This window comes from Deltaproteobacteria bacterium, from assembly GCA_026712905.1.
GTDB lineage: Bacteria > Desulfobacterota > Binatia > UBA9968 > JAJDTQ01 > JAJDTQ01.
The window spans coordinates 62,127-79,155 of sequence record JAPOPM010000163.1 but is presented as its reverse complement, the minus strand read 5'-3'; the positions used below and the strand labels follow the sequence as shown (position 1 = coordinate 79,155).

The 17,029-nt window shown below is 67.9% G+C and carries 14 protein-coding genes; 6 read left to right on the top strand and 8 right to left on the bottom strand.

Features of this window, described 5'->3' with window-relative positions; all coding sequences use genetic code 11:
• Window positions 1-49: 49 nt before the first annotated feature.
• Window positions 50-697, top strand: coding sequence for a hypothetical protein (locus OXF11_13495; GenBank protein ID MCY4488111.1), 648 nt, complete (start codon window positions 50-52; stop codon window positions 695-697).
• Window positions 698-709: 12 nt separating this feature from the next.
• Here the strand turns inward: OXF11_13495 and OXF11_13490 are convergent, their stop codons facing one another.
• From OXF11_13490 to OXF11_13460, 7 genes are all read right to left on the bottom strand, one after another.
• On the bottom strand, window positions 710-1,642 hold the full coding sequence (locus tag OXF11_13490; protein MCY4488110.1) for a dihydrodipicolinate synthase family protein: 933 nt from the start codon (window positions 1,640-1,642) through the stop codon (window positions 710-712).
• Window positions 1,639-3,270, bottom strand: coding sequence for an asparaginase domain-containing protein (locus OXF11_13485; protein ID MCY4488109.1), 1,632 nt, complete (start codon window positions 3,268-3,270; stop codon window positions 1,639-1,641). Before OXF11_13485 ends, OXF11_13490 begins: the two co-directional genes overlap by 4 nt.
• Before the next feature lie 12 nt (window positions 3,271-3,282).
• Window positions 3,283-4,206: an NAD(+) diphosphatase gene (gene nudC / locus OXF11_13480; GenBank protein MCY4488108.1), complete on the bottom strand. Its 924-nt coding sequence runs from the start codon at window positions 4,204-4,206 to the stop codon at window positions 3,283-3,285.
• Window positions 4,207-4,232: 26 nt separating this feature from the next.
• Complete coding sequence (locus OXF11_13475) at window positions 4,233-6,470, bottom strand: glutamine amidotransferase (GenBank protein MCY4488107.1); 2,238 nt, start codon at window positions 6,468-6,470, stop codon at window positions 4,233-4,235.
• 238 nt (window positions 6,471-6,708) lie between these two features.
• A complete protein-coding gene (locus tag OXF11_13470) occupies window positions 6,709-7,494 on the bottom strand; it encodes a DUF4159 domain-containing protein (protein ID MCY4488106.1) in 786 nt (261 codons plus the stop codon).
• Window positions 7,487-9,586, bottom strand: coding sequence for a BatA domain-containing protein (locus tag OXF11_13465; GenBank protein MCY4488105.1), 2,100 nt, complete (start codon window positions 9,584-9,586; stop codon window positions 7,487-7,489). The genes OXF11_13470 and OXF11_13465 overlap by 8 nt, the downstream gene beginning before the upstream one ends.
• Window position 9,587: 1 nt before the next feature.
• Window positions 9,588-10,478, bottom strand: coding sequence for a DUF58 domain-containing protein (locus OXF11_13460; protein MCY4488104.1), 891 nt, complete (start codon window positions 10,476-10,478; stop codon window positions 9,588-9,590).
• A gap of 188 nt (window positions 10,479-10,666) precedes the next feature.
• Here OXF11_13460 and OXF11_13455 point away from each other — a divergent pair, with 188 nt between their 5' ends.
• The 5 genes from OXF11_13455 (at window position 10,667) to OXF11_13435 (ending at window position 16,076) form a co-directional block, all read left to right on the top strand.
• Complete coding sequence (locus OXF11_13455) at window positions 10,667-11,881, top strand: MFS transporter (protein ID MCY4488103.1); 1,215 nt, start codon at window positions 10,667-10,669, stop codon at window positions 11,879-11,881.
• 70 nt (window positions 11,882-11,951) lie between these two features.
• Window positions 11,952-12,701 carry a 4'-phosphopantetheinyl transferase superfamily protein gene (locus OXF11_13450; GenBank protein ID MCY4488102.1) on the top strand — a complete coding sequence of 250 codons (750 nt, stop codon included), beginning with the start codon at window positions 11,952-11,954 and terminating at the stop codon, window positions 12,699-12,701.
• 60 nt (window positions 12,702-12,761) lie between these two features.
• On the top strand, window positions 12,762-13,313 hold the full coding sequence (locus tag OXF11_13445) for a carboxymuconolactone decarboxylase family protein (protein ID MCY4488101.1): 552 nt from the start codon (window positions 12,762-12,764) through the stop codon (window positions 13,311-13,313).
• 46 nt (window positions 13,314-13,359) lie between these two features.
• Window positions 13,360-14,955: a sulfatase-like hydrolase/transferase gene (locus tag OXF11_13440; protein ID MCY4488100.1), complete on the top strand. Its 1,596-nt coding sequence runs from the start codon at window positions 13,360-13,362 to the stop codon at window positions 14,953-14,955.
• Window positions 14,956-15,071: 116 nt separating this feature from the next.
• Entirely contained in the window at window positions 15,072-16,076 is a 1,005-nt protein-coding gene (locus OXF11_13435; GenBank protein MCY4488099.1) for an LLM class flavin-dependent oxidoreductase, read from the top strand.
• 7 nt (window positions 16,077-16,083) lie between these two features.
• On the opposite strand, the gene OXF11_13430 is transcribed toward OXF11_13435, so the two are convergent.
• Complete coding sequence (locus tag OXF11_13430; GenBank protein MCY4488098.1) at window positions 16,084-17,010, bottom strand: aminotransferase class IV; 927 nt, start codon at window positions 17,008-17,010, stop codon at window positions 16,084-16,086.
• Window positions 17,011-17,029 lie beyond the last annotated feature (19 nt).

Genomic DNA, 17,029 nt, shown 5'->3' with positions numbered 1-17,029 from the left:
ACCGTTGAGCATCGAAACCACGCCGGAATCTTCCGGACAGGGAGTGCTCATGGACAGCCACGAATTCGCCAAAAAGGTGCAGCAGCGGGTCGCCGAGTTCTGCAAGGGCCTGGACGACAACCTGCCGGCCTACAGCTACATTCCGCTCACCACCGACGACATGCGCGTCAAGGTCATGCAGAGCCGGCTCTTCAACGAGGTGCGCGCCGCCGAGGTCTTCGGCACATGGCTCAAGACCACGCCGCAGCTCGAGATCAAGGCCATTCTGGCGGAGGCCATTCACGAGGAGTTCGTCCACGCGGAGTACCTGTCGGAAGCGTTGAAGAGCAAGGGTGCGGTGCCCCACGACTACAAGCCGCTACCCGCCCAGATGGCGATGTTTAATGGTTTCGAGTCGCTGACGGACACCTGCGAGCGGATCGCGGCGTTTCCCTTTGCCGGTGAGGGCGTGGCCGACTACCTGATCGGCAAGAGCCTCGAGGTCGGCACCGTGCCCGAATGGGTCACCGGCCCGTACCAGAAGATCCACGACGACGAAGAGGAGCACGGCAACTATCCCTTCGATCTGCTGGTCAAGTACGCCACCACTCCCGAGGTCCAGGACCGCGTCGTGCGCGGCGTGGAGATGAGCCTCATGCTCCGGCGCCAGTACTTCGACAACCTGGACCGCTGGGTTTATCAGGATAGCTGGACGTAGGCTTGATCGGGGTCAGGGCAGCAGCAGGCCCGACCTGAGCAGCGCTCCGCGGATCCGTTCCCGTTCCTCGTCGCCGATGCGCCTCAATGGCGGACGCACCACCGCCTTGTCGATGCGTCCCAGCATCACCAGCGCCTCCTTCATGCGGTTGTGCATGTCCACGAACGGCGGCGCGTAAAACACTTCCACGAGCGGCCCCAGACGGTCGTTGAGTTGACGGCCGGCATCCAGGTCCCCGGCCTTCACCGCGCGGAATAGCTCCGCGTGCAAATCGGCGGTCACGCTGCCCATTCCCGAGATGGAGCCGTCCGCGCCCAACACGTAGCTGCCGAACATGGACATCGTGTAGCTGCTCAGCATCGCCACCGGGCGGCCGGTCCCGCGCAACGCCCGCAGGTTGGCCTCCAGGGCCACCATGTCGTTGCTCCAGTCCTTGACCCCCACCACCTGGTCGATCTCCGCCAGCCGCGCCAGGGTTTCGGGAGCGTAGCCGATGCCGATGGCCGGCGGATACTCGAAGACGATGAGCGGCAAGTCGGTGGCCTCGGCGATGGTCTCGAAATGAACGACGGCCATCTCGGGCCGGAGCCGGGCGCCCCACATGAACACCGTCGGCGGGAACACCAGGAGGCCGGCCGCTCCCTCCGCCCTGGCGTCCTTGGCAAGCTCCGCCGCCTCAAGGGTGTTGTCCGTGTAAATGCCCGAGATGAGTTCCACCCGGTCCCCCACGGCGTCGGCGGCGATGGCCAACGCCCGGCGCCGCTCCTCCCGGTTTAGCGACGACACCTCGGCGGCGTGCCCGTTGCAGACGATGGCGTCGACGCCGTCCACGTCCGCGAGCCAGGACAGATGCCTCCGGTAGTTGACCTCGTCGAACGACAGGTCCTCGTTGAAGGGGAGCAAGTTGGCCGGGATGGCCCCTTGGAAACGGAGTGTGCCGGTCATGGTTCTCCTCCTGTGCAGGAAACCTTCGAAGCCCGTTTAGTGAGTGTCGAATATTTCCTGGTAGCGCGCAATTGCCGCCAATGACGCCTCGCGCTCCCGTGTGGTGGGGTGCGGGGGTCGCGCGCCTTGGGCAGGCGTCCCAGGCGCAGCATGGCGGCGCGCAGCAGCACGCGCGCCTTGGTGGCGTCGAGGTTGTTTCCCTCGATGGTCAGATCGTTGGGATTGGAGGGCAGGGCACCCTCCGGGTCGCCGCGGCTCACCCGCGCCACCGGCAGGCCGTGGCAGGCGGCGATGGCGAGGGCCGCGGTCTGGCTGTGGAGTGCCGAGCCCGTGCCCGCTCCCCCCTCCAGCACGAAGCCGTGGAACCGCGGCACCCCCGGTTCCGCCGATGCTTCCTGCGTGAGCCCGCGTTCGATGCGCGCCATGATGTCCACCTCCACGTCCGGGTCCGCCGTGTCTTCCTCCGCCATGTAGTGGCCGTACTTCACCATGTGCACGGCGGCGATGACGTCGCCGCGCAGGGAGCCGTCGTCGTCCTTGATACGGATGCCCGCGGTCTCGGGGCTGTCGCCGTATTCCTGAAAGCGGACCTCGGCGGGCAGGTCCTTGACTGCAACGGCGGACGTGCCCGTGGTCCGGTAGACGGGACGGAACCACACGCGCACCTCGTGGCCCGCGCTCCCGAGCACGCCGCCGTGTCCGCCGGTGGCGCGGTAGCCGCCCGGCCGCGCGTCGCCCTTCTTGAAGTTGCGCGCCGCGAATATCTGCTCGTCCACGATGCCCACCGCGCCGAGCCCCGTGCCGAGGCCCGAGGCGATATAGCGCGTCGCGTCCACGATGTTGCCGTCGCCGTCGTTGGCGAGCGAGCCGTGGGGACGCTGTGACGAGATGCCCACGAAGGGTAGGGAAGTGTCCAGCACCAGGCTCAGCCAGTATAGGGTCTCTTCGACGTGGGGGCTCCCCTCCAGCCAGATGAAGCCGTCGTAGCGCCCCGAGTCGATGGTCCGCTGGACCACGTTGAGCGCGCGGGCCATGGCCGAACCGGGGAGAAACTTTCCGAGGGGCCTGGGACTGTAGGGGAAGAAGTCGCGCCCGGCCACCTCTCCTTGTTTCATGTAGCCCGACGGCGGGAGCACGCGCACGAAGTCGAACTCGGCGAGCCGGTCCAGCTCGCTCGCCGCCCCGTCGTGGCCGCGCCCGCCCAGGCCGCGGTCGATCTCTTCGAACAGCCGCGACGCGTCCGGGAAGAAGGTTTGCCGCCCGCCGTAGCCGATGGCCGCATCGCGCAGGTCGCTCTCCTCGAAGGGCGTGCCGCCTTCCGAGTTGTCGGCGCGGCGTGCCATGTAGGGCAGGGGATAGGCACCGTCTTCGGGTCGCAACTCGACCTCGTAGTACGGCTTGCCGTCGTCGTGGTAGACCTCGGCGGCATCGGTTTCCAACGGGTGCGCGCTGAACTTTTCGATGCGCACGCGCACGGGCTCGTGCAGGCGCTGGGGCACGAGGTGGTCGAACCGGCCGTCCAGTTGCCGGTCGCCCGCCCCCCGCCCCTTGTTGCTCGTCACCAGCGCGGGCGTGTTGGCGATGGTGGCGCGTGGTCCCGAAAACACCGCGATGCGTGGCTTGGACATGGAAGCCTCCGGTCAGAACACGACCCGCCCCTCCGCCCACGCCCGGATCAAATGGTGGGCGATGGCGACGGGGTCGGGCACGCGCAGGTTGGGATTCTTGCCGGCCAGCGCGGACAGGACCTCTTGCCGTGTGAACCAGCGCACGTCGGTCATCTCCTCGTCATCCATGGCGATGTCCGTCGTCAGGGCCATGCCGTGGCAGCCGATCATGAGGGAGGAGGGGAAGGGCCAGGGTTGGGAGGAGTGGTAGCGCACCTCGCCCACCGTGATGCCGGCCTCCTCCTTCACTTCCCGCCGCACGGCTTCCTCGATGCACTCGGCCTGGTCGATGAAGCCCGCCAGGGCGGAGTAGCGGCCCGAGCGGGCCAGGCGCCCGCGGGACTGGCCCAGCAGGGCGCGCTCGCCGTCGGTGATGACCATGATGGCCACGGGGTCGGTGCGCGGGAAGTGCTCGGCGTAGCACGCGTTACACCTGCGCACCTGTCCGCCGCGCCCCTGCTCGGTGGCTCCGCCGCACACGCCGCAGAACCGGTGCCGGCGGTGCCAGTCCACCTGGGCCTTGCTCTGGGCCAGGATGCCCACGTCCTCGGGCTTGAGCTGGGCGGCCGCGGCCCGCGCCTCGACGAAGTCCCAGGGCTCCTCGAGGTTCAGCGCGGGCAGGGGTTCTTCGACCGCGGAGACGTCCACCGCGAAGTGGGCGGTGCCGTCCCTGAGGCCGAGGAAGACCGGCGGTACGTCAACGTCCAGCCTCTCGATGTCGGCGGGCTTCACCCACCCCAACTCCGCTCTGTCGCCGTTGCGCAGCAGGATGTCGAGTTGCCACACGGGCAGGAAGCGGGAACGGGGGTCGCGCGCCGTCTGCCTGAGCCAGTCCTCGTCCCGGCGCTGCACGTCGCCGCGGTCCAGGGGATTGCCGGAAAAAACGTGTTTGGTCATGAGGGAAAAGGGCGTCGTTGCCTTGTTCACACCAGCCCCCAGGTGCGCCGCAGCCACCATTCCGCGCCCAGCAACAGCACCGCCAGCGCGAACAGGAGCGGCTCGTTCCACAAGGCCACGCGGCTTCGCGCCACGATACGGGACGGCGTGGCCTGCTCCATCAACTGCTCGAACTCCGACCAGTGGGCGTCGGTCAAGGATGCGGCGGGGACGAACAGCCCCTGGCTGCGCGTGGCCACGGCTTGCAGCAGCTCCGGCCGCGGCCTGCCGTCGTCGTTCTCCTCCGACGGCAGCGCCACGAGGAAGTTGTGGGCGGCGCTCCCCAGGGGCTGTCCCGCCGCCGCCGCGCGCGCCACGATGCGGTGGGAGCCCTCCACGCGCGGCGTGAACTCGGCGCGGTACTCGCCGGGCTGGTCGGTGGGCGACGCTTCCAGTGGCGACTGCTCGCCTTCCGGCCCGGTCACGACCACCTGGAGTACCGGATCCTTGGCCGGGGTGTGATCGTCGCGCAACACCCGGACGCGGAACTCGTGCTTTTCTCCGGGCTGCCGGGAGCCGCCCACCGCGAGGATCTGCACCTGGTTGAAGGCGGGCTCCCGCGCAAGCCAGCGAACGCTGTTGCGGATCAGCTTCAGGTGGAGTTGCGGGTTCTGGTTGCGCCCCACCGCGTCGAAGTTCCAGCGCCACAGGTCGTCGCTGGTGAACGCCAGCGAACGCCCTTCGTGGTACCGGCGCACGGTCAGCAGCGGCATCTGCCGCCCGCGCACCTCCGCCGACAGCAGCACCTCGCCGTCGGCCTGCGCCACCTCGTTGAGCGTGGTCAGCGGCGGCAGCGTGCTCCAGGCCTCCTCGTTGGCGGCGGGGTCGGCGAAGACCCGCGTCAGGGGGTGCGCCTTGCCTGCCTGCGTCAGGCCGGGACGCGCGGCCACACCGGTGCGGAAGGCGCCGCGGCCGTCGAGCTTCACCGCCAACACGGTGCTGAGGGCCGTCTGGTGGTAACCGCCGCGGTCGAACGCGCGCGCGCCGCCGAGCATGGCGAGGCCGCCGCCATCGCGCACGAAGTCCCGGATGTTCTCGAAGTAGAGCGGGTTGAAGTAGGTGCGATGCGAGAAGTCGTCGAGAATCAGCACGTCGAAGTTCTTCAGCTCTTCGAGGAAGATCTCGTCGATGGGGAACGGGATCAGGCTCATCTCGTTCTCGCGCACGTCCACCACGTCGTTGGGGGTGCGCAGGAAGACGAACGACACCAGCTCCAGGAACGGGTCCTGCTTCAGCGCGAAACGCAGGAAGCGGTAATTCCACGAGGGCGATCCGGACAGGGTCAGCACCCGGAGCTTGTCGCGCCGCACCTCCATGCGGAACGCCTTGCGGTTGTTGCGGGCGATGCTCTCGCCGGCCTGTTCCGGCAGCGTCAGGGTGAAACCGTGGGTTCCCAGCTCGCGCGGCGTGTAGTTCAGCGTGACACGGTTCTCGTAGGCGTCGCGGTCGATGGTGATGGGGTGGGTGGAGATCAGGTTCCGCCCCAGGTTGAAGTAGAGGGGCACCTGGACCCCGGCCATGCCGAAGGCCTGGATGGTGAACTCGATGGCGGTGGCGCGCCCGCGGAAGGCCATCTCGGGCGTGCGCAGGCCGGTGATGCGCAGGTCCCTGAAGCCCTCTGTCGCGCCCACGCCGATGGCCATGACGGGCCGCGGGTGGCCGGTGAACCCGTCGAGGGCATCGGGCGGGTTGACGATGCCGTCGGACGCGACCACGACGCCGGCGGCGTCCGGTTCGTTCTCGTCCACCTGCCGCAACGCGTGAAACAAACGGCTGGCCTCGCCCGCGGCGCTGACTCCGTCGAGGGCGTCCGACTCCAGGGGGGTGGTCTCGCGGTCGTAGGCGTAGAACTTGATGTCGTAGTTTCCGGCCAGCCCGCGCGTAAGCCCCGCCGCCCCAAGGGCTTCCTTGGCCGCGTCCAGCCGGGTGGCGCCATCTTCGCCCGACTCCAGCTTCATGCTCTCGGAGGAGTCCAGGAGCACCACCAGTGGACGCCGCAACGACGTGGGGTCCTCCACCGTGCGCGCCGGTCCCAGGAGAAACAGCAGCAGCAGCGCGTAGACCAGACCCCGCAGGAGCGTCAGCAGCGACGCCTTGCCGAGCCCCAGGCTTCGGAGCAGAAACCGGAACTGATGCACCAGAAAGCCCGCGGCCGCCAGCGCCAGCCCTGCCGCCAGCCACCACGGAACCCCGCCGCCGAGAACGATGTCCGATATCCCTGTCATTGCCTTCCTGCTGGATCACTCCACCCCGCTTGGATTTCCGCTTCCCAGGCTGTGTCAAAGCACATAAGGCGGGGGCCTTTCGAATCGTCATTCCCGCGGAAGCGGGAAGGCCTGGATTCCCGCTTCCGCGGGAATGACGCCCCGTGGGTTTGGCGCCAATTCTTCTCCGGACGACGTTTCGACACCGTCTGTTCCGCGGTAATGGCGGATGGGTCCGTCGGCATTCCGTCACGCTGGCTCATTGTGTCAGCCGTCGTCGTATGAACGGCACGTGGATCAGGTCCTGCTTGTAGTTGCCGGTCATGGAGTAGAGGATGAGGTTGACGCCGAGATGGAACGCGTCGCGCCGTTGCGCCTCGCCGTTGGGAACGCAGGGGTGGCTCCAGCGCCCCAGTCCGTCGCGTTCCCAGGCGCCGGCCAGGTCGTTGTGGCAATAGACCACCGGCGTGGTCTCTCCGAGGTGGATACCCTCCAGATAGGAGCTTGTGGCGACGCGTCCACCGATACTGCGTATCAGGTAGTAGCTCCGCAGGAGCGCGTGGGTCAGCGGCACCTTCTGCATTTCCTGCTCCGGGAACACGCGCTTCATCTCCGCGCGGAAGCGCCGGTCGAAGCCGTACCCCAGTTGTCCGAGGGTGTTGTCGGCGAGCAGGAAGCCGCCAAAGGAGAGGAAGCGCCGCAGGTTCTCCACCTCGCTCTCCGAGAACGGCTGAAAGTCGTACTTGCCGGCCATGTAGAGGAAGGGGTACGAGAACAGCTCCCGGTCGGTGAGGGCGACCACGCGCCGCTCCTTCTCCGCTTCCACGCTGGTGCGGCGCATCAGCTCTTCCATCATCGGAGTGGTGGCGCGGGGCCGCGGGTCCCAGTCGCCGCCGCGGTAGCGCACCTGCGCGAAGACGAACTGGATGCGACGGTTGGCTTGACCCGCCGCGGGCGATTGCGCCGCCGCGGGCATCGCCGGCAGTCCCCAGGCGGCACCCGCCGCCGTTCCCACGAGACCTTGCAGGAACCTTCGCCTATTCATAGTTTCGTTGTCCCAGCCAGCCCTCGAACAGCAGCGTCGCCATGAGCAACACCACCAGGGCCAGTGCAAGATCCGTGCGGCTGCCGCCCCCGGACAGGACGCCCGCCGCCATGACCTCGTGGTCGACCGGGCCGAGTTTCCGTTCCAGTTCCTCGGCGCCCATGCGCTCGAGGCGCGATTCGAGAACCGGCGGGTTCACCGCGTACAGCCCGGCCACGTCCATGTCGGCCGAATGCGGCACCACCCGGTAGATGCCCGCGAAGTGGTTGGCGTGGAAAGCCCCGCCGGCCTTGCCGTTGAGCGCTATAAACGTCACCGCTTTCTCCGACCGCCTGGGGTCGACCACCCGAAGGCCCAAGCCCGCGTGGATGGGCGCGACGGTCCAGTGTTTGCTCTCGCCCGCGGTGATACCGGTGTCCACGGTACCACGGCTGCCGCCCGCCATGTAGGAGACCACGGACTGCATCAGCGGCACGTAGCCGGTCTTGAGCGGCAGGTTGTTCCAGGCGCTGTCCACGCTCGTGGTGAACAGCAGGACGCGGCCCTTGCCTACTTCCTTCTCCACCAGCAGCGGTTGCCCGTTGCTGAGGCGCATGACCACACGGCCGCCGGTGGGCGTCACCTCGAAGTAGGACGAGACCCTGGCCGCGCGCAGGGAGTCCAGCAGGCGCTTGTCGCCGAAGGCCGCCAGCGCTGGGTGGGCCGCGTCCAACGCATCCACGCCGACGTTCTGGTCCAGGGGCACGCGCCGCCGTTCCCCCAAGGGACCCGGCAGCAACGGCACCGGGCCGCGCCACAGGAGCCGGTTGTACTCCGCCGCGGTCACCCGGTCGCCCAGGGACAGCAGCAAGCCGCCGCCGCCTTCCACGAAGGCCGCGAGCCGGGCCACGAAGGCCTCGGGCAGGTCCGGCACGTTGGCCAGCGTCACGACCTGGTAGCCTTCGGGGTTCACTTGGCCGAGGGCGCCCGCCAGGATCACCTCCGGCAGGAGCACCGAGTTCGCCAGGTCGCCCGAAGGATTGAGCGCGCGGCTCAGGAAGAACGTCTCGCTCGCCACCAAGGCGCGCTGGGGATCGCCGTCCACCAGCAGGACGTTAAGGCGGTCCCGGGTATGGATGGTGAAGTAGTGGCGCCGGTTCCCGGAAAATCCGTCGCCGTGGAGCGAGACATGGCCGGAATGGCTCCCCGGCCGCTCCAGCTTGAAACGGAAGCCGACCGTGGCCTCGGCCCCCGCCGGCAGCGTCACCTGCTTCTCGTCGCGCACCTTGTCGTCGATGGTGAGGCGCGCGGTGACGCCCGGGATCTCGCCGGCGGTGAAGTTCACCACCGTGGCGGCGAGCTCGAGGTCGAGTCCCGGGGCCACGTCCGTGGTGCGCGATTCCAGCGTCTTGATGGTGGCACTGGCCGGCGTCTCCGCCGCACCCACCGTGACGATCTTGACCGGCACGGTGGGATCGAACTCGCCTACGGACGGCAGGGACAGCCGGTCCCAGCCCGCCACGCCGAGGTCCGTGACCACCCACAGCGCTTTCTGCCCGCCGGCCCCGCGCAGGAGCCGATAGGCCGTGCGCAGCGCGCCCGTGAGGTCCGCGGTGCCGGCGCTGACGGCCAGGGGGTCCAGATCCTTGAGGGTCGCTTCCTCGGGCGTCTTGAGGGCCGGTGCGACGGACCCCACCGGGTTGGTGGCGATGACCGCCGCGCGGTCGCCTTCGTCCAACGCCTCCAGGATGAGGCCGGCGGCGTCCCTGGCTTCGTCGAAGGGGGCACCGTCCCCGCGCACCTCCATGCTCAGCGAGTTGTCCACGATGATGGCGGTGGTGAGGGGCGCGCCCCGGGCGGCGAGGCCGACCCCGGTCTCCCACAGGGGATGCGCCAGCAGCAGCGCCAGCAAGAGCACCGCCAGCGTACGCACCGCCAGCAGGAGCCAATTGCGCAGGTTGTAGGTGCGCGCCACGCGCCGTTGCGAGATGAGCACGAAGCGCACCGCGGGGAAGCGCAGGCGCTTCTGCTGCCGCCGGTTGAGCAGGTGGATCACCAGCGGGATCACGCCCGCCGCCAGGGCCACGAGGTAGAGCGGGTAGAGGAACGCCAGGTTACTTCCTCCAGCTCAGATAGCTCACCAGAGCCTGGTCCAGCGGCGTGGCCGTGGACACCAGTTGATAGTCGATGGCGTACTGGTGGCATCCCGACCGCAGCGTGTCGATGTGGTTGGTCACGACCCGGCGGTACTCCGCCTGGATGGCCTTGGGATCGGCGGTGACCCGAAGTCCCGGGTCCTCGATGTCCTCAAACCGGGTGTTGCCGGAGAAGGGAAGCGTCATCTCCGTTTCGTCCATGATGTGGAAGACCAGCACGTCGTTGCCCTTGAAGCGGAACAGGCGCAGCCCCTGGAGCACCGACTCGGCGTCGTCCAGCAGATCCGACACCAGCACCACGAGACCCCGCCGGCGGATGCCGCCGGCCACTTCCAGCAGCACCTTGCCGACATCGGTGTCGCCCCGGGTGGTCTCGGCCTCGAGGCGCTGCAGCAGCTCCACCATGTAGCCGCGGGTGGCCTTGGGCGGAAGTTGCGAGTCGATGCGGTCGGAGAAGGTGGTGAGGCCGGCGGCGTCCTGCTGCCGGAGGATCAGGTAGGCCAGCGACGCCACCAGGATACAGCCGTACTGGAACTTGGTGACGGCGCCGGAGGCGTAGTCCATGGAGCCGCTCACGTCCAGCAGCAGGTGCGTCTTGAGGTTGCTCTCGTCCTCGTATTCCTTGATGAAGTAGCGGTCCAGCTTGCCCAGCGCCTTCCAGTCGATGCGCCGGATCTCGTCCCCCGGAGCGTACTCGCGGTGCTGCTCGAACTCGACGCTGAACCCCTTGGCCCGGCTCCGGTGGAGCCCCGCCATGACGCCCTCCACGACCCAGCGCGCCTTGAGGTGCAGGTTCGACAGCCGCGCCAGTACCGCGGGGTCGAAGTAGCTTTGTTCGGTGGTGGCCATGACCGATTACGGCAGCTAACCATTTAACGGCGGTAAGCTCAAGGCGCAACAGCAAGCCAGGGGGATGGATATTCGAGCTTTGGATTATGCGGTGTTGATGGGTTACGCTTGAGGACTTGACGACGAATGGTGGACGGCGCCTCCCGTGAGGAAGCACCCCGAATCCGACCATCGGTTTGGACGACACAGTGGGCGAACGAAACAGCGGACTGCGCGCCATCGGCAGGGACAGGCTGGTGCTGCTCGGGTACGTCACCGGCGGGCACTTCGCGGTGCACTGGTTCGGCCAGCTCTTCCCGCTGATCCTGGAGCCCCTCAAGGTGGCCCTGCGTCTGAGCTACGTCCAGGTCGGGGCGCTCACGACCATGCGCGAGCTGACCACCGGACTCGTGAACCTGCCCGCGGGGCTTCTGGGGGACCGGCTGGCGCGCCATCGCACCGCTATCCTGTCCTCGGCCCTCCTCGCCATGGGCTTGGCGTACTTCATCTTCGGCATGGCCTCGACTTACCTGTATGCGCTGGTCGCGGCCGGGTTGGTGGGGGCCGGCATCGCGCTGTGGCATCCCACGGCCATGGCGTCCCTTTCCAGCCGCTTCCCGGAACACCGCGCCACGGCCTTCGCCGTGCACGGCATGGGGGCCACCGTGGGCGACACCCTGACGCCGGTGGTGGTGGGGCTCCTGTTCGTGTTGTATCCGTGGCGTCCCATCATGGCGCTGCAACTCGTTCTGGCGGTGCTGGTGGGCATTCCCCTGTGGCTGGGCTTGCGTGGGGTGTTTCGTACGCAGGCCGCCGCGTCCGGCGGCGGGGGAGGGCAGGCGGCGGCCGTCGGAGAATTCCTGCGCAATCCGGCGTTTCTGGGCATGGCGTTGGCCAACGGCCTGATGAACACCGGCCGCGTCCTGGTGATGACCTTCTTCCCACTCTACGTCATCGAAACCCTCGGCTACTCGTACACCGGAGTGGGCACCTACTACGCGCTGCTGCACGTCATGGGCACGGTGTCCCAGCCGTTCCTCGGTTATCTTTCGGATCGGCTGGGACGGAAGTGGGTGCTGGTGCCGGCGTTCCTGATGCTGGCCGTGCTTTACACGCTGGTCCCCTTGGTGGACGCGGGGATCCCCCTGGGAATCGTGGTGACTCTCATCGGCCTGTTCTTCTACACTCTCACCAACGTCACCGCCGCCGCCATCGTGGATGTGGCCGGCTCGCGCATTCAGGCCACCTCGCTGGGGATCACGTTCCTGTCCAACAGCCTGTTCACCCTGCCCGGACCGGTGATCGGCGGCTACCTGGTGGAGCACTACGGGATGGGCTCGGTGTTCTACCTGTGCGGCGCCCTGCTGCTGGCGGCCGCGGCGGTGATCACGCCGCTGAAGCTCTACCGGGGCTGGGGACGGTGATCCCTCTGCTTCCGCCGGCGTGTTCCGAGCCTGCCCGCGCGACCGGGACGAGCGCTGACAGGAGCGTGTCATGACTGCCTGGCCGTCTCCGGGACGGGGCGTGGAGCTCACTCGCGACGCGGTCCATGTGTGGCGTACGGCCACGGAGGTCTCGCCGACCCGTCTGGAGTCGTTTCGCGATGTCCTGGCTCCTGACGAGCATGTGCGGGCGGCCAGGTTTCTCTACGAGGAGGACCGGCGGCGCTACACCGTGGCCCGGGGCGCGCTGCGGCTTCTGCTCGGACGGTACCTCGGCGTGGAGCCCGGGTCCCTCGAGTTTCGTTACGGTGCCCATGGCAAGCCGTCGCTGGCGCAAAGCCCCGGTGGCCGCGACGTGCGTTTCAACCTGTCCCATTCCCATGGACTGGCGCTCCACGCCTTCGCCGTGGGCCGCGAGGTCGGCGTCGACGTCGAGCGTGTTCGCCCGGAAACCGACGTGACAGGCGTGGCGCGGCACTCGTTTTCGCCGGCGGAGGTGGATGCCTTGATGAAACTCCCGGCGGGGGAACAGCGCGAAGCCTTTTTCAACTGCTGGACCCGCAAGGAGGCGTTCATCAAGGCCCACGGCGAGGGCATCGCGCTCGGGCTGAGCCGCTTCGACGTGACCTTGCGGCCGGGCGAGCCGGCGAAGTTGTTGCGTTTCGACGACGACCCCGCGGAAGCGGCGCGGTGGTCCCTGCGCGCGTTGGACGCGGGCGACGGTTACAAGGCCGCGCTGGCGGTGGAGGGCGGGGGGTGGCATCTCCAGTGCTGGGAATATCCCGATGACAGGGTTATGTGAAACAGGGCACCGTGTCGCGGCCCGGCCGAACAACGCGACGAAACCAAGGGGGAAGACAACATGGCGCGCATCGCGAAGATCGAGAAAAGGGAAGACCTGAGCCCGGAGCACCACGGGGTGTTCGACGCCATCGCCGAGAGCCGCGGCCAGGTGCAGGGGCCATTTCCCATGCTCCTGCACAACCCGGAGCTGGCCGGCCGCGTGGCCCATCTGGGCGCCCACGTGCGCTTCGAGATGGGACTCTCGCAGAAACTCAAGGAACTGGTGATCCTCACCGTGGCACGGGAGCTGGACTGCGGCTTCGAGTGGTCGGTGCATGCCGGGCACGCCCGCGCCGCGGGAATCTCCGACGAGTGCATCGAGGCCATTCGCGCGCGCACGGAGCCGTCCGGGCTCACCGAGGAGGAGGACGACATCCGTCGCTACGCACGGGAGTTGCTGCGCTCCCACCGCGTCAGCGACGCGACGTTCGCGGCGGTGGAGAAGAGTTTCGGAGCGCGGGGATGCGTGGAACTGTCCGCGCTCGTCGGCTACTATATTCTGCTGGCCTGTGTTCTCAATTCCATGGAGGTGGAGCCGGCCGCGGGCGGCGCCGAGTTGGATCCATCGTGATATCGCGTAGCAGCACTAGCGCGACTCAGGGCATGGACGGAGCGAAATGAGCGACAGACCCAATTTCCTTTTCATCATCACCGACCAGCACCGCGCGGACCATCTGGGTTGCTACGGCAATCCGGTGGTGCGGACGCCGCACATCGACGGTCTCGCGGCCGCCGGCACCCGTTTCGAGCGGTTCTACACGGCCACGCCCATCTGCATGCCCAACCGGGCGACGCTGATGACCGGGCGCATGCCGTCGCTTCACGGGGTGCGGCACAACGGCATTCCGCTCTCCATGGAGGCGACGACGTTCACCGACGTCATGGCCGCGGCGGGCTACCACACGGCGCTCATCGGCAAGTGCCACCTCCAGAGCATCAAGGACGACCTCCCGGTCGTCGGTATGCCGGAGCCGGACCCGAGCCGCACCCGGCCGCCGCAACATCTCCGCGAGGCGCGGAAGGACGTCGGCGGGCGTTACGACCAGGAGCTGCCGTCCACCTGGGCACGGGACCCGGAGTTCGAGCCGGTGTTTCCCTACTACGGGTTCCAGCACGTGGAACTGTGCATCAAGCACGCCGACCAGGTGGTGGGGCACTACGACCGCTGGCTGCGCGCGCGTCACCCCGACCCCGCCTCCCTGCGCGGGCGCGTCCACGAGCTTCCCGGCAACGGCTACGAGGCGCCCCAGGCGTGGCGCACCCGCGTGCCGGAAGAGCTCTATCCCACGAGTTACGTGGCCGAGCGCACCATGGCGTTCCTCGAGGAACACGCGCGCTCCGACCGGAAACGTCCGTTCTTTCTCCAGTGCTCGTTCCCGGACCCGCATCACGCGTTCACGCCACCGGGCCGGTACTGGGACATGTACCACCCGGAGGAGATCGCCCTGCCGGGTTCCTTTCACCACGGCGAGCAACCGGTGATGCCACACCTGGCGCGGCTCTACGAGGAACGCGACCGGGGCGAGGCCAACCGCGACGGCCAGCGCACCTTCGCCGTTACCGCCAAGGAGGTGCGCGAAGCCATCGCGCTCACCTACGGCATGATCACCATGATCGACGACGGCATCGGCCGCATCCGTGCGCGGCTTGAGGAACTGGGTCTGGCCGAAGACACGGTGATCGTCTTCACCAGCGACCACGGCGACTTCATGGGCGACCACCAGCTTCTGCTCAAGGGCGCGCTTCACTACCGCGGCCTCGTGCGCGTGCCGTTCATCTGGGTGGATCCCGCGACCGGGACGAGGGGCGTTGTGAACCCGGGGCTGTGCGGCACGTTGGATCTGGCGAGCACCATCCTCGGCCGGGCGGGTTTGGAGGGACACAACGGCATGCAGGGGGTGAGCCTCCTGCCCGCCATGGCCGGCGGCGCCACGGGCTATGACTCGCTGCTCATCGAGGAGCACCAGCGCCGCGGCTACATGGGCCTGCCCAACAACTTCCGCGCGCGCACCCTGATCACGCCGGAGCGCCGGCTGACCCTCTACGAAGGCGCCGGCTGGGGCGAGATCTACGACCTCGACAACGATCCGGACGAGATGCGCAACCTCTGGGACGAGCCCGGCGCTCGGCGCGCGGAACTCCTCGAGGCCCTCGCCCGCAGGATGATGGAATTCACCGACACCAGCCCCCTGGCCACGCACCACGGACCGTAGTGTGGCGTTCGGCTGATTCGCGCAATTAACCAGACACCGCACCAGGCCCCGGGAGAGGAACGTCCGGCCCTTTGCCAAGGCCCGTGGTCGCGGCCAAGGTCCGAGGGGAAAGGAACATGGGAAACGGAAGTCTGGATCTCGGCTTGGGCCTGCGCGCGCGCCATCCGTCGATGCTGGCGGCGCATTCGCGCCAGGCGGAGGACGCCGGGTTCAACCACATCTGGCTCTACGATTCGCCGCGCTGCGCCGAGCCCTACGTGTCCATGCCTTACTGCGCCATGGCCACCTCACGCGCGGTCGTGGGGTTGGCGGTCACCAATCTGCAGACCCGCGACCCCACGGTGGTGGCCAACAGCTTCGCCACCCTCGCCATCCTCACGGGCGGCCGGGTCAAGTTCGGCCTCGGCCTCGGCGACAGCGCGGTGAAGTTCCTCGGCCGGAAGCCGTCGTCTTTCGATGCGTTCAAGGAGAGCGTGGAAGTCGTGCAGGGGCTCCTCCAGGGCGAGAGCGTGCCGTACAACGGCCGCCGGCTGCGGCTCCCCGCGGTGCCCGAGACCAAGCCGCCACTGTTGCTGGCGGCGGAAAGACCGCGCACCTTCGCATTGGCCGGGGAGGCCGCCGACGGCGCCATCATCAGTCCGGGCGGGTCCACGCGGTTCCTGCGCTACGCCATCGGGAAGATCCGCGAGGGAGCGGCGCGGTCCGGCCGCGATCCGGATGCGCTCTACATCTGTGCCTGGACCCACTGCGTCGTGGCGGAGACCACCGAGCAGGCTCTGGACGCCCTGGCGCCAGAGGTGGGCCGGACGCTGTTCAAGGCGGCGCTGCGGATCCCCCACGAGGTCCTGGGGGCGCCGGAGCCGTTGCTGTCACCCGAGTTGCGCGCGCACGTGCGCGAGGCGGTGACGCGCCAGGACCACGAGTATGAAGTGGCGCGGACGCTCCGCTCCGCCCTGGGCGACGATCTCTTCCGGGAGATGACCCTGGCGGGAACGCCGGACGACTGTGCGCGGAAGATCGCCGAGCTGCGGGCCGTGGAGGGCCTTGGCCAGCTCATCGTCAATGTCTACGGCCAGGATCGGGAGTTCGCGCTCAAGGCGCTGGCGGCGTGCAACGCGTGAGGCCGTGTCACAGGGGTACGGCCTCGCCCTCCGGCACTTTGTCCTTGTCGATGTGCTTGAGTGCCTGAAGGACGAAATCCTGCCCGAACACCTCGGTCCAGCCCTTCTGCAACCGCCCCACCACCGGACCGGGCTTGCCCTCGCCGATGGCGTTCCCGTTGATGCGGGTGAGCGGCAGCACGCAGCGGGAAGTCGTCGTCATGAACGCTTCGTCGGCGTTCATGATGTCGTACAACTGGAAGTCGGTCTCTTCCACCTGGATGTCGAGGTGCTGGGCGATCTCCAGCACCGCGCCCCGTGTAACACCCGATAGAATGGTCTGGACCGGCGCGGTGACCAGCGTCCCGTTGCGCACGATCCAGAAATTGGCCGCGGTGAGCTCGGTGACGTTGCCGTCCAGGGTCAACAGCAGGGCATAGGCCTCGGGGTCCACCAACTGGGCCTGCTGCTCCGCCAGCCACAGGTGCATCCGGCTGGTGCTCTTGATCTTGGGGTCCCACACCTGGGTGGGAACGGCGCGGATGTGCGTGGTGATGACGTGGCCGCCGTAGATGTAGTGGTGGGCGAACTTGTCGAAGCCGATGGGTTCGCACAAGATCACCACCGTGGCACGCCCTGCCTTGTCCGGCCCGCGGGTGACGTAGTGGCCCACGAAATAGTCCTCGTCCGCTCCCAGCAGTCCCTTGTTCTGCTTCACCAGCTCCACGGTGGTCTCGTGCATTTCGTCCGCCGTGAGGCCGGCATCCAGCTTCACCGCCTTGAGCGACCGGTAGAGCCGGGCGATGTGCCGGTCCAGTTGAAAGATCTCGCCGCCGAAGGTGCGCGTCCGCTCGAACACGCCCAGTCCGGACAGGAAACCGCGATCGTAGATGGAGATGCTCGCCCGACTCTCGGGCAAGAACTCGCCGTTGACGTATGCCGTGCGTTCTGACATGGGAAATTCCTTTCCAGGT

What these genes read in the sequence shown, in the direction of transcription:
- nudC (MCY4488108.1), bottom strand. Translation starts at nt 4,206, where the DNA reads ATGACCAAACACGTTTTTTCCGGCAATCCCCTGGACCGCGGCGACGTG.
- OXF11_13485 (MCY4488109.1), bottom strand. Translation starts at nt 3,270, where the DNA reads ATGTCCAAGCCACGCATCGCGGTGTTTTCGGGACCACGCGCCACCATC.
- OXF11_13490 (MCY4488110.1), bottom strand. Translation starts at nt 1,642, where the DNA reads ATGACCGGCACACTCCGTTTCCAAGGGGCCATCCCGGCCAACTTGCTC.
- OXF11_13495 (MCY4488111.1), top strand. Translation starts at nt 50, where the DNA reads ATGGACAGCCACGAATTCGCCAAAAAGGTGCAGCAGCGGGTCGCCGAG.
- OXF11_13435 (MCY4488099.1), top strand. Translation starts at nt 15,072, where the DNA reads ATGGGAAACGGAAGTCTGGATCTCGGCTTGGGCCTGCGCGCGCGCCAT.
- OXF11_13440 (MCY4488100.1), top strand. Translation starts at nt 13,360, where the DNA reads ATGAGCGACAGACCCAATTTCCTTTTCATCATCACCGACCAGCACCGC.
- OXF11_13475 (MCY4488107.1), bottom strand. Translation starts at nt 6,470, where the DNA reads ATGACAGGGATATCGGACATCGTTCTCGGCGGCGGGGTTCCGTGGTGG.
- OXF11_13470 (MCY4488106.1), bottom strand. Translation starts at nt 7,494, where the DNA reads ATGAATAGGCGAAGGTTCCTGCAAGGTCTCGTGGGAACGGCGGCGGGT.
- OXF11_13450 (MCY4488102.1), top strand. Translation starts at nt 11,952, where the DNA reads ATGACTGCCTGGCCGTCTCCGGGACGGGGCGTGGAGCTCACTCGCGAC.
- OXF11_13460 (MCY4488104.1), bottom strand. Translation starts at nt 10,478, where the DNA reads ATGGCCACCACCGAACAAAGCTACTTCGACCCCGCGGTACTGGCGCGG.
- OXF11_13430 (MCY4488098.1), bottom strand. Translation starts at nt 17,010, where the DNA reads ATGTCAGAACGCACGGCATACGTCAACGGCGAGTTCTTGCCCGAGAGT.
- OXF11_13445 (MCY4488101.1), top strand. Translation starts at nt 12,762, where the DNA reads ATGGCGCGCATCGCGAAGATCGAGAAAAGGGAAGACCTGAGCCCGGAG.